The organism is Pseudomonas sp. HC1(2025) (genome assembly GCF_058742075.1).
On the sequence record NZ_CP196017.1, the window covers coordinates 1973832 to 1985757 of the forward strand.

Annotated in this window: 13 protein-coding genes; 2 read left to right on the forward strand and 11 right to left on the reverse strand. The window is 62.7% G+C overall.

Annotated elements, in window-relative coordinates; genetic code table 11:
• Positions 1 to 107 precede the first annotated feature (107 nt).
• The gene (feaR, locus tag ACSSVH_RS08845; protein WP_172314725.1) at positions 108 to 1043 is read left to right on the forward strand and encodes a transcriptional regulator FeaR; all 936 of its coding nucleotides are present in this window, start codon (positions 108 to 110) and stop codon (positions 1041 to 1043) included.
• Positions 1044 to 1130: 87 nt separating this feature from the next.
• Here the strand turns inward: feaR and ACSSVH_RS08850 are convergent, their stop codons facing one another.
• From ACSSVH_RS08850 to ACSSVH_RS08870, 5 genes are read right to left on the reverse strand one after another with little or no spacing between them, the layout of a single operon-like run.
• Positions 1131 to 1886 carry an SDR family oxidoreductase gene (locus tag ACSSVH_RS08850; RefSeq protein WP_169956097.1) on the reverse strand — a complete coding sequence of 252 codons (756 nt, stop codon included), beginning with the start codon at positions 1884 to 1886 and terminating at the stop codon, positions 1131 to 1133.
• Positions 1876 to 2679, reverse strand: coding sequence for an SDR family NAD(P)-dependent oxidoreductase (locus ACSSVH_RS08855; protein ID WP_492634373.1), 804 nt, complete (start codon positions 2677 to 2679; stop codon positions 1876 to 1878). The genes ACSSVH_RS08850 and ACSSVH_RS08855 overlap by 11 nt, the downstream gene beginning before the upstream one ends.
• Positions 2672 to 3493 carry a molybdenum cofactor biosynthesis F family protein gene (locus tag ACSSVH_RS08860; protein ID WP_492634374.1) on the reverse strand — a complete coding sequence of 274 codons (822 nt, stop codon included), beginning with the start codon at positions 3491 to 3493 and terminating at the stop codon, positions 2672 to 2674. The genes ACSSVH_RS08855 and ACSSVH_RS08860 overlap by 8 nt, the downstream gene beginning before the upstream one ends.
• Before the next feature lie 13 nt (positions 3494 to 3506).
• A complete protein-coding gene (locus tag ACSSVH_RS08865; protein ID WP_170057854.1) occupies positions 3507 to 3872 on the reverse strand; it encodes a cupin domain-containing protein in 366 nt (121 codons plus the stop codon).
• Between the two features lie 30 nt (positions 3873 to 3902).
• Positions 3903 to 5201 carry an NAD(P)/FAD-dependent oxidoreductase gene (locus tag ACSSVH_RS08870; protein ID WP_492634375.1) on the reverse strand — a complete coding sequence of 433 codons (1299 nt, stop codon included), beginning with the start codon at positions 5199 to 5201 and terminating at the stop codon, positions 3903 to 3905.
• A 206-nt stretch (positions 5202 to 5407) separates the two neighbouring features.
• On the opposite strand from ACSSVH_RS08870, the gene hpaR reads away from it, so the two are divergent.
• Positions 5408 to 5830 (forward strand): homoprotocatechuate degradation operon regulator HpaR, encoded by a 423-nt coding sequence (gene hpaR, locus ACSSVH_RS08875; protein ID WP_057441661.1) that lies wholly within the window; start codon positions 5408 to 5410, stop codon positions 5828 to 5830.
• A gap of 148 nt (positions 5831 to 5978) precedes the next feature.
• Here the strand turns inward: hpaR and hpaI are convergent, their stop codons facing one another.
• The 6 genes from hpaI to hpaE form a co-directional block, all read right to left on the reverse strand.
• The gene (hpaI, locus tag ACSSVH_RS08880; RefSeq protein WP_169956107.1) at positions 5979 to 6779 is read right to left on the reverse strand and encodes a 4-hydroxy-2-oxoheptanedioate aldolase; all 801 of its coding nucleotides are present in this window, start codon (positions 6777 to 6779) and stop codon (positions 5979 to 5981) included.
• A gap of 18 nt (positions 6780 to 6797) precedes the next feature.
• Complete coding sequence (hpaH, locus tag ACSSVH_RS08885; protein WP_169864354.1) at positions 6798 to 7601, reverse strand: 2-oxo-hept-4-ene-1,7-dioate hydratase; 804 nt, start codon at positions 7599 to 7601, stop codon at positions 6798 to 6800.
• Between the two features lie 12 nt (positions 7602 to 7613).
• A complete protein-coding gene (locus ACSSVH_RS08890; protein WP_432755398.1) occupies positions 7614 to 8918 on the reverse strand; it encodes an MFS transporter in 1305 nt (434 codons plus the stop codon).
• 43 nt (positions 8919 to 8961) lie between these two features.
• Complete coding sequence (locus ACSSVH_RS08895; RefSeq protein WP_170043547.1) at positions 8962 to 9354, reverse strand: tautomerase family protein; 393 nt, start codon at positions 9352 to 9354, stop codon at positions 8962 to 8964.
• Between the two features lie 103 nt (positions 9355 to 9457).
• The gene (hpaD, locus tag ACSSVH_RS08900) at positions 9458 to 10315 is read right to left on the reverse strand and encodes a 3,4-dihydroxyphenylacetate 2,3-dioxygenase (protein WP_169956882.1); all 858 of its coding nucleotides are present in this window, start codon (positions 10313 to 10315) and stop codon (positions 9458 to 9460) included.
• A gap of 147 nt (positions 10316 to 10462) precedes the next feature.
• Positions 10463 to 11923, reverse strand: a complete 1461-nt coding sequence (gene hpaE / locus ACSSVH_RS08905) for a 5-carboxymethyl-2-hydroxymuconate semialdehyde dehydrogenase (protein ID WP_169956881.1) — start codon at positions 11921 to 11923, stop codon at positions 10463 to 10465.
• Between the last annotated feature and the right edge of the window lie 3 nt (positions 11924 to 11926).

The window sequence follows — 11926 nt, forward strand, 5'->3', positions numbered from 1 at the left end:
TGGCATCATTAGTGCAAACACAAGGGTGGACAGGTACTTGTTGCGCGCATATAGATAACATGTTAACTATTGCCCGACAAAAACAATAAGCCATTGTGGAGACACCCATGGGTATCCAACAGAGTGCACAACAGGGGCTCGACACCTGGAACCGCGACTTGCGTGCGATGTGCGGCCACTTCGACACCGAACTGGCCTTTAACCGTTCGCTGTTTATCGGCGAGTTTTCCATGCTTTCAAACGGCGGGTTGCCCCTGGCCAGCCTGCGTACCAACGCCGGCCTGATCAAGCGCCAGGTCAGCAACCCCGACCATGACAATGACCAGGATTGCTTTTTGGTCAGCCAGCGCAGCGGCTATTCGCAGGTCGTGCAGAACGGCCAGCGCGTACAACTGGCCCCTGGCGAACTGCTGCTGATGGACTCGGTGGGCTCCATTGAAATCACCCCGTTCGGCTTGATCGAACATATCTCGCTGTCGTTGCCGCGCGCCCAGGTGTGCAAGCAGATGGGCAGCCAAGCAAAAACCTTTGGCAAGATTTCCTCCAGCAAAGCCTGTGGGCGCATGCTGCATGTGTTGATGGACCAATTGTGCAAGGGCGGCGAAGGTGCCGAGGATGAGGTCGAGGCGTTGCAGTGTGCCTTTGTGTCGCTGCTGGGCTCAGCCCTGGAGCAGGACGACGACGCGCGCGATGACACCGGCGCGTTGCAAGGTAACAACCTGCGCAGCTACGTGCAGAAGGTCATTGATGAGTCCCTCAGCCAGCCTGGCCTGAGCCCCGTCGGCCTGGCCAGCCGCTTGAACATCTCGGTACGCCATTTGTACCGGCTGTTCGAAGAACAGGACGATAGCGTCTGCCGCTACATCCAGCGCGCAAGGCTCAAGCGCAGCGCCGATGACTTGACCAACCCGTTCCTGCGTAGCGAATCGATTACCTCGATTGCCTATAAGTGGGGTTTTACCGATTCGGCGCATTTCAGCCGCTCGTTCAAGAAGCAGTTCGAGCAGTCACCCAAGGCGTTTCGATCCAGCCGAATGGCCTGAACAGGATCTGACCCGCCCAGTAGATTGAACGTAGGAGCCGGCTGACAGACTGCCATCACCGGCAAGCCGGCTCCTACAGGTTGGGTTTCAGACTTCCGGCAGGGTTGAGCCGCCATCTACCACCAGCGTTTGCCCGGTGATATAGGTGGCCAGCCCCGAAGCCAGAAACAGCATGGCCCCGGCGATATCGGCGGCGCTGCCCAAGCGTCCCAACGGCACGCGGCTGGCAATACTGGCGTTGAGTTGGCCATCTCCCAGGTTGCTCATTGCCGGTGTCGCGATCATGCCCGGTTCAACCCCGTTGACCCGTACATTCAACCCCGCCAGTTCCAGCGCAGCATTGCGAATGAAGCCGTTGACCCCGGCCTTGGACGCCGCATAGTGGCTCAGCCCGGGGTACGCCACCCTGGGGCCGGTCACTGATGAAGTCACCAGTACGCAGCCGTGGCCCTGGCGGCGGAACATCGGCAGGGCGCCTTGGGTCAGCCAGAACAGGGCCGAGAGATTCACCGCCAGGGTGCGTTCGAGAATGGCCGGGGTGATGTCCTCAAAGCAGGTCAGCGGGAAGTACCCGGCGTTGTGGACCAGTACGTCGAGTCGTTCCTGGCGTTGCATCAGCGCGAACACCGCGCTGGCATCCGCCAGGTCGATACCAACGGCCGCGACTTGGCAACCATGGGCTATAAGTTCGTCAGCCAGGGCCTGGGCCGTGGCGACTTGACGGTCGGCAATCAGCACCTGGGCGCCGCGCCTGGCAAACCCTTCGACAATCCCACGACCGATGCCCTGGGCGCCGCCAGTGACCAGAACCACTTGGCCGCTGAAGTCCAGGTCATGGGGCATGAGTGGGCTCCAGATGGGCGAAGGCCAGTGTCGGCACATCGACAATGCTTGAACCGCCGTCGGCCACCAGGGCTGCGCCGGTGATGATCGACGCGTCAGCCGATGCCAGGAAGCGACAGACCTTGGCGATCTCGTCGGCACTGGCCGGGCGGCGCAGCGGTACATCGGCGCACACGCGGGCATAGGCTTGCTGCAGGCTCTCGTCATAGGCCTGCATCAACGGCTGCATTTCCTGATCCGCCATGGGCGTGCGCACCCAGCCCGGACACACCGCATTGACCCGCACCCCGCGCGGCCCGTAATCCCGGGCCAACGAGCGGTTGAGCCCCAGCAGCGCATGTTTGGCGGTGGTGTAGCCGCACACCTCGGGGCCTGCCGCTAGTGAGGCGATGGAGCCGATCAGCACAATATTGCCGGCGCTTTCCAGCAACAGCGGCAGGCAGGCCCGCGCGCTGTAGAAGGCGCTGTCGAGATTGCTGCGCAACGCTGTTTCCCAGGTGGCCGGTGGGGTTTGCGTGGCACTGCCCACGCCATGGCCGCCGGCGCAGGCCAGCAGCACATCGAGACGCCCATAGCGCTGGCGGATCTGCGTGATGAACCCTTCCCAGGTCACGGGGCAGGCCGCGTCGCCCACCAGGATCAGCCCGCCGGTGTCTGCGGCCACCTGCTCCAGCGGTTCGCGACGCCGGCCGATCAGTACCAGTTGTGCCTTTTCGCCCGCATACAGCCGGGCACACGCGGCGCCGATACCGGTGCCGGCCCCGGTGATCAGCACCGTGCGTGGCTCAGTCATCGGCATACTCCGTGCGGTTGAGCACCTGGCAATAGGAACTGATGGGGAAGTTCGACAGCGCATCGAACGAGGAACCGGCGTAGCCGAAGATCTTGCCGTCGCTGCGGTGCTGTTGCAGGTCAATCAGCACCAGGCCCAGGGTGGGAATGATTTTTTCGCGCCAGACAAATAGGTACAGCTCATCGGCAATCTTGTAGTAATGGCAGCGATCGGTGTCGCACAGGCCTTGCTCGACACCCTTGAGGCACTGCCAGGCATAGAACTGGTCGTTGAGGTAGAGGTGCTCGTAGACCTCGCTCGGGCTGTAGCGGTATTGGTTGCGCAGGCCCACCAACTCGCGTGTCGGCGTGTGGGGGCACAAGCCTTCCTGCCACGGGCGGTCGAGGCTGCCATGCAGGAAGTCCACGGCCACCGCGGTTAACGGCTTGCCCGCCAGGGCGCGGCTGTACAGGCCCTCGGCGGTGTCTGCCGGGGAGGGCAGGCGGCCGATGACGGCGGTGAACGAGGCACTGTGGGTGTCGAGCACCAGGCTGATGGACCAGTCCTGCCCGCCTTCATGCTTGATGAAGTCCACCAGGTACAGGCCGGGGCGGATCGACGTGGCACGGTAGGGCGCCGTGCCGCTGGAGTGCCCGTCCAGGGCGCTCCAGGACAGGCTCTGCTGAGCGAAATGATGCGCTATCTGCCAGCCATTGGCGAAGTGCAGGGTGAACATCTTGCCGTCCAGGTCTGCCAGGTTGGGGAGGATAAAGGCCTGGGGGGCAAAGCCGTCGGCGAGGGCGCCGACGGTGATCCAGTCAGATGGGTGAGTCATCACCGGCCTCCGTTCATACGACCGCGAAGTAGTGTTTGACGAAACTTGCGCTGAGCACTTCCCACAGCACTGGCGTGCCCTTGGTCACGAACCAGCTGTCGCCCGCCTTATAGGTGGTGGTTTGGCCGCTGGACTCGTCGGTCAGGCGCACCTCGCCGGTGACCACGGTGGCCTGTTCGTTAAAGGGGTAGACCATGCGGAACGTGCCCTGGGTGGTGCCGAAGTAGGCGCTGCTGACCGGGTCGGTCGGCGCGCCGAAGGTCATTTTGCCGAAGGCCTTGAGTTCGCCGGCGAGGATTTCGCTGCCGAGATCGGCAACGGTGCCCCAGGCATCGAGTTCAGACAGTTGGATATCTTTCTTGAGGGTGACGAGGGTCATGGCAGTTGCTCCATAGGGATAAAAACGGGGTTAGCGGCGACCATTCCAGTAACCGGACAGTTGGTGCCAGGATTTGCCGGCGGTCAGCAGCAAGGGGCGGATTGCGTCCTTGCCGATGATCGTCGGACGGTGGATCGAACTGACCAGGTCATAGCGCGCCGAGCCTTCGCTCATGCCTTCGGCCAGGACCTTGCAGATGATGTGGCTGGGGGTGACGCCAAAGCCCGAGTAACCCTGGACAAAGAACGCATTGCTGCGCCCCGGCAAGGTGCCGATCTGTGGGAACAGGTTGGGGCTGCAGGCCATCGGGCCGCCCCAGGCGAGGTCGATCTTCACGTCCTTGAGGTAGGGGAAAATCTTCAGCATCAGCTTGCGGTTCCAGGCTTTCAAATCGCCGGGAATGTGCTCGACCAATGGCGTGGCGGCGCCGAACAGCAGGCGGTTTTCATTGGTCACGCGATAGTAGTCGATCACCGGGCGGATATCGCTGTAGGCCCCGCGAATCGGGCTTATCCGCTGGATCAGCTCTTCGCTCAACGGCTCGGTCATCATCTGGAACGCGTAGGTGTTGATGGTCGAGCGATGCAGCTCCGGCTCCAGCTTGTTGAGAAAACTGTCACACGCCCACAACAGCTTGCTGGCCTTGACCGAGCCGCGCCCGGTGCGCACGGTGATGCGCTCGCCATAGCGGACTTCCAGCGCCGGGCTGTTCTCGAAGATCCGCACGCCATGGCCGGCCAGGGCGGTGGCTTCGCCCAGCAGCAGGTTCAGCGAATGCACATGCCCGCCGCCCATGTGCAACAGGGCGCTGCCGTAGGCGTCGGAGCCGATGATCTGCTTCACGTCGGAGCCGCCGAGGAAGCGGATTTCGTGCTTGCTGTTGATCGACTTGAAGTCTTTTTCCCAGGCCCGCAGGGTTTTTTCCTGGCGGGCGTTGAAGCCCATATAGCCGTAGCCGTGGCAAAAGTCGGCATCGATGTTGTACTTGGCGATCCGGTCTTTGATGATGTCGGCGCCCAGGTCGCTGATCTCGAACACCTGGCGCAGGCCGTCCTTGCCGACGTCTTGCTTGATCTTCTCGAGGTCGTGGCCAATGCCGGCCATGATCTGCCCGCCATTGCGCCCGGTGCCGCCAAAACCCAGGTAGCGCGCCTCCAGTACGACGATATTGGTGATGCCCTTTTCTGCCAGTTCCAGAGCCGTGTTGATCCCGGAAAAGCCGCCGCCAATTACCACGACGTCGGCCTCGATGTCCTGTTCCAGGGTGGGAAAGCTCAGGTTGTACTTCTTGGTAGCGGTGTAATACGTGGGGGTTTCAATAGTGATCATGGCGCAGCCTGAAAAGTGAAGGAAGGCTCTAAAGCAGATGTCTTCATTAGGGGCCTTGGCGCGATCAATGTCTTGATCCTGCCTGCCGGGGCTTTTGATTCAGCGCGCCATGGACGTGCGCGACCCTTAAGTTATAGCGCGAGCGTGGAGCGGGGATGTTAGAGTTTCGTTAAAACATTAACTAAATATCACGTGACCCTGACTCTATGCTCAAACCCCGGCAGTCCCTGACCCTCACCCTGTTACAGGCCCGCGAAGCGGCCATGAGTTTTTTCCGCCCCTCGCTGAACGAACACGGCCTGACCGAGCAGCAATGGCGGGTGATCCGCATCCTCAATCAACACGACGAACTGGAGATTTACCAACTGGCGGAACTGGCCTGCATCCTCAAGCCGAGCATGACTGGCGTGCTGGTACGCATGGAAGCGGCGGGGATGATCCATCGGCGCAAGGCCGAGCAGGATCAGCGACGGGTACTGGTGACCCTGGCGGACAAGGGCCGGGCGAGTTTTGCGTCCATGAGCCAGTGCATGGAGGCCAACTACCAGCGTTTGCAGGAGCAGTTGGGGGAGGAGAAGTTGCAGACCTTGCTGGGGTTGCTCGATGAGCTGAAAAACATCAGGCGCTGAAACACGATCTCTCAAACACCACACATCCAAAATGTGGGAGCGGGCTTGCTCGCGAAAGCAGTGGTTCAGTCACCGAATATATTGACTGACACACCGCTTTCGCGAGCAAGCCCGCTCCCACATTGGGTCCTGCGGCGTTTGAAGGTGATTAGTACACGCCGCCAGTGCTCGCTGGCGCGGGTTTGTCTTTGAACTTGCCCACCAACCCCTGCAACCCACGCATCAGCACCGTGGTATCCACCCCCACTGCGACAAACCCCGCGCCCAGCTCGATGTACCGCCGGGCGAGTTTCTCATCGGCACTGAGAATCCCCGCCGCCTTGCCCGCCTGGCGGATCCGCGCAATGGCATCTTCGATTGCCGCTTGCACGTCAGGGTGCCCCGGATTGCCCCGGTGGCCCATGGATGCACTCAAGTCCGCCGGGCCGATAAACACGCCATCCACGCCTTCGACAGCCGCTATCGCGTCGAGGTTGGCCAGCCCTTGCAAGCTTTCGATCTGCACCAGCAGGCACATCTGTGCGTCGGCCTGGTCCAGGTAGCCGTCGATGCTGTTCCAGCGTGAAGCCCGCGCCAGGGCGCTGCCCACGCCGCGGATGCCCTGGGGTGGATAGCGCATGGCGCGCACCAGTTCCCGGGCCTGGGCGGCGCTTTCGACCATCGGCACCAACAAGGTTTGCGCGCCGATATCCAGCACCTGCTTGATCAATGCGGTGTCGCCAATGACCGGACGAATCACCGCCTCGCTGGCGTAGGGCGCCACGGCCTGCAATTGGCCGAGCATGCCGCGCAAGTCGTTGGGGGCGTGTTCACCGTCGATCAGCAGCCAATCGAAACCGGCATTGGCCGCCAGTTCCGCGCAGTACGCGTGCGCCAGGCCCAGCCACAGGCCGATCTGCGGCTCCCCGCAGGTGAGCCGCTGTTTGAAGCGGTTGACAGGCATGTCCATGAATCAGTTCTCCAGGTGTCAGACGAAGCGGCAGGAAATCGAGCCGAGCATGTCGTAGTCGACATGGAAGGTATCGCCCGGGCTGGCGGCCACCGGCCGGGTAAACGAGCCGCCGAGGATGATCTGCCCTGGCAGCAAGGTGACGTCGTAGGGCGCCAGCTTGTTCGCCAGCCACGCCACGCCCTTGGCCGGGTGGTTGAGCACGGCGGCCGAGACCCCGGACTCTTCGATCACGCCGTTGCGGTACAGCACCGCCGGCACTTTGCGCAGGTCGATCTCGGTTGGCCGCACCGCGCGGCCGCCCATGACCACGCCGGCATTCGCGGCGTTGTCGGAGATGGTGTCGAACACCTTGCGCGTGGCCTTGGTGTGCGGGTCGACCTGCTGGATGCGCGCGTCGATGATCTCCAGGGCCGGGATCACCCACTCGGTGGCGTCGAGCACATCGAAAATCGTGCAGTTGGGGCCCTTGAGCGGCTTGCCGAGGATGAAGGCCAGTTCGACCTCGACCCGCGGCACGATAAAGCGCTCGAACGGAATGTCGGTGCCTTCCTCAAACAGCATGTCATCGAGCAGCGCACCGTAGTCCGGTTCGGTGATGTTCGACGACACCTGCATCGCCCGCGAGGTCAGGCCGATCTTGTGCCCGACCAACTTGCGCCCGCCCTTGATCTTCTGGGCGACCCAGGCGCGCTGGATGGCGTAGGCGTCCTCGATCGTGATCGCCGGATGATCGAGGGAAAACTGGCGTACCTGTTCGCGGCTGCGTTCGGCATGGTCCAGTTGGGCAGCGGCTTGCAGGATGAGCTGTGGATCGAGCATGACAAGGGTCTCTTACTGAGGGTTGACGATGGCGGCGTTGGTGCGCAACACCAGCAGGCCGCCAAGGGCGATAAACAGCGCCAGCACGTACAGGGCGAGGCTGGCGCTTTGGGTGGTGTCGCGCATCCAGCCGATCAGGTAGGGCGCAAGGAACGAGGCGATGCTGCCAAACGAGCTGATCATGGCGATCCCGGCCGCCTGGGTGCAGTTGGACAGGAAGGCCGGCGGCAGTTGCCAGAACATCGGCAGCGCGGCGCTGGCGCCCATGCCGGCGACGATCAGGCCGCCCATCACCACCAGCGAGTTGCCCGGTGCCAGGCCAGCCACGGCAATCCCGGCGGCGGCCATCAGCAGCGGCACGCACAAGTGCCAGCGGCGTTCGCGGTTGCGGTCCGAAGAGCGCCCGCAGCCGATCATGAAGAAGCAGCCGGCCAGATACGGCACGGCGCTCAGCAGGCCGACCTGGCTGTCGCGGCCGATGCCGGCGCCATGGATCAGGGTGGGCATCCAGAACGCCAGGGTGTTGACCGCCAGCATCACCGCAAAGTAAATCGCCACCAGCAGCCACACTTGCGGGTCGCGCAGGATGCCGCCGAAGGAGGTGATGGACTTGCGCTGTTCCTCGGTGCTCAGTTGCTCGCGCAATTGTTGCTTTTGCGCAGGTTCCAGCCACTTCACCGTTTCAAAACTGTCCGGCAGGTACTTGAGCACCACCAGGCCCAGCAGCACCACGGGGGCGCCTTCGATGAGGAACATCCACTGCCAGCCGCGCATGCCGCCAAAGTCGTGGAAGTTTTCCAGGATCGCCCCCGAGAGCGGCCCGCCAATCACCCCGGCCATGGGCACGGCGATGGCGAACAGGGCGGTGATCTGCGCGCGTCGGCGCGCCGGGTACCAGCGGTTGAGAAACACCAGGATCCCCGGGAAGAAACCCGCCTCGGCCACGCCCAGCAAAAAACGCAGGACATAGAAGCCGGTGGAACTTTCGATCCACAGCATGCTGGTGGACAGGATGCCCCACACCACCATCAGGCAGGCGATCCAGCGCCGTGGCCCGACGCGGTCCAGGGCGATATTGCTGGGCACGCCGAACAGCGCGTAGGCGATAAAGAACAGGCCGGCACCGAAGCCATACACCGTGTCGCTGAAGTGCAGGTCGCTGCTCATCTGCATCTTGGCGAACCCGATGTTGATCCGGTCCAGGTGGGCAAACAGGTAACAGATCAGCAGCAACGGCATCAGGCGCCAGGTGACGGTGCTGTGGGTGCGATCATGCTCGGCAAGGGTGACGCTGTGGGCGGTATTGGCTGTGCTCATGATGTTGTACTTTTTGTCTGAGAGGCCGTTGGGGGAGGCGGGGTCAACCCGCCTGGTTGCTTAAAAACGCGTGGACGTTGTTCTGTTTGAAATTCAACTGCGGGTGCAGCTCGACCATCTCGAAGGACAGGGCCAGCAGCCGTTGTGCCTGCAGGGTGGCGAAGTGCTCGGTGATCACCCTGAACAGGGTTTCAGCCACCGCCTGACGGGTAGGCAGGTCGCGACCGTGGCCGACCTTGAGGGTCATGTGGACGAAGGCGTAGTCGTGCTTGCCATCGGCCATGCGCCAGGTGTCCAGGCGCACCGCGCGGCTGCGGATGCCGCCGAGAGGGAACACGCCACTGTCTCCCAGCACCTGGTGGACCTTTGCAAACAGCCCCGGCAGGTCGGCCTGGTGTTCGAGGTTGTCGGTGTATTCGGCGATGAAATGCGGCATTTTGCTCTCCTTGTAGGAGCCGGCTTGCCGGCGATGGCGGCCGGACTGCAGGCGCGTGGGTGCCAGGCACACCGCGATCGCCGGCAAGCCGGCTCCTACCGTGTTAAATCGGGAAAATGGCGTTGATCTGGCCAGTGCCGGAGCTGCCGAACGGCTCGGTGATGATCTCTGCCGGGCGGTTGTACTCAGGCCCGCCGAGCAAGCCCAGGAGCATCGCGGTGTCGTGCATCTTGCCCTCGCCAAAGCAGTGTTCGGCGTAGTCCGGGAGCATCGCGCAGAACTCCTTGAAGCGGCCTTCGCGCCACATCTGCACCACGTGCATGTCCACTTGCTTGTCGAACTCGCGGGTCCAGTTGTGGATGTTGGCTTCGGCTTCGCGGTCGTCGGAGAAGCGGTGCGACAGGGAGCCGGAGGCCAGCACCAGCACCTTGCGATCACTCTTCTCGATGGCCCGGCGCACGGCGGCACCGAAGGCAAAGCTGTCTTCCAGGCGATGCCAGGCGCACCAGGCGGCGATGGAGATCACCTTGAATTTCTGCTCCTGGGGCACGTCCATGTGCATATAGCGCATGGGCACTAGGGTGCCGTATTCCAGCTCCAGGCTCGGGATGTTGTGGGCCATGGTGCGCACCCCGGCCAGGTTGGCCTCGGCGGCAATCAGCTCGCCCAGCTGCGGGCAGCCGGGGTAGGCGTACTCCATGTTCTTGATGAAGTGCGGCAGTTCGTTGCTGGTGTAGGTGCCCTGGAATCGCTCGCCACTGTTGACGTGGTAACCGCTGTTGACCAGCCAGTGCACGTCGAATACCACGGCGGTGTCGGCCCCCAGTTCACGGGCGCGGCGCCCGATTTCCTTGTGCCCGGCAATCGCTGCTGCGCGGCAACCGTGGTGCTTGCCCGGCAGTTCCGACAGGTACATGGAAGGCACGTGGCAGATTTTCGCCGCCAGGACTACTTCACCCATGATCATTCTCCTGATTTCATTATTCTTGTTGGTGCGCTACGGACTGTGTAGGAGCGAGCTTGCTCGCGAAAAACCCAAGGTCAGCGCGTTAACCCTGAAAGTCAGCGTTATCGTTGACGAGCATCGCGGGCAAGCCCGCTTCCACAGTTACACGCCCCAGCGCGGGATGTGATGGCTGCCCATGGAGATGCACACGTTCTTGATTTCTGCGAACACTTCGAAGCTGTACTGGCCGCCTTCGCGACCGGTCCCCGAGCCCTTTACCCCGCCGAACGGCTGACGCAGGTCGCGCACGTTCTGGCTGTTGATAAACACCATGCCGGCCTCGATGCCACGGGCCAGGCGATGAGCCTTGCCGATGTCCTGGGTCCAGATGTAGGACGCCAGGCCATATTCGGTATCGTTGGCCAGTTGCAGGGCCTCGGCTTCGTCCTTGAAGGGAATCAGGCACACCACCGGGCCGAAAATTTCTTCCTGGGCGATGCGCATGTTGTTGTTGACGTCGGCGAACACGGTCGGCTGGATAAACTGCCCGCGTGCCAGGTGCGCCGGCAGGTTAGCCGGCCGCTCCAGGCCGCCTGCCACCAGGTTGGCGCCTTCTTCGAGGCCAATCTTGATGTAACCGGTGACTTTGTCATAGTGGGCTTGTGTGATCATCGAGCCCACCTGGGTGTTCGGGTCTTGCGGGTCACCGACTATCAGGCGTTTGGCGCGGGCGGCGAACTCGGCGACGAACTGCGGGTACACGCTCTGCTGGATGAACACCCGGCTGCCGGCGGTGCAGCGCTCGCCGTTCAGCGAGAAGATGGTGAACAGCGCGGCATCCAGGGCCCGTTCGAGGTCGGCGTCTTCAAAAATCAGCACCGGTGACTTGCCGCCCAGCTCCATGGAGTACTTTTTCAGGCCGGCGGTCTGCATGATTTTCTTGCCGGTGGCGGTGCCGCCGGTAAAGGAAATCGCCCGCACATCCGGGTGACGCACCAGGGCATCGCCGGCGGTGGCGCCGTAGCCCTGGATCACGTTGAGCACGCCCTTGGGAATCCCCGCTTCCAGGGCCAGGCGCCCCAGTTCGTTGGCAGTCAAAGGCGACAGCTCGGACATCTTCAGTACCGCCGTGTTGCCCAGGGCCAGGCACGGTGCGGTCTTCCAGGTGGCGGTCATGAACGGCACGTTCCACGGCGATACCAGCGCGCACACACCCACCGGTTGGTACAGGGTGTAGTTGAGCATCTGGTCGTCCACCGGGTAGCTGTGGCCGTCCATGCGCGTGCAGACTTCGGCGAAGAAATCGAAGTTGTGCGAAGCCCGTGGGATCAGCACGTTCTTGGTCTGGTGGATCGGCAGGCCGGTGTCCAGGGTTTCCAGTTCGGCCAGGTGCGGCACGTTCTGCTCGATCAGCTCACCGAGCTTGCGCATCAGGCGCGCGCGCTCCTTGGCCGGGGTGTTGGCCCACTTGGGGAAGGCTTCCTTGGCCGCAGCCACGGCCTGGGCGACTTCTTCGGCGCCACCGCTGGCCACTTCGCCAATCGCCTCGCCGGTGGCGGGGTTGTAGTTGATGAAGGTGTCTTTGCTTTCGACCTCACGGCCGTTGATCCAGTGTTTGATCATGGG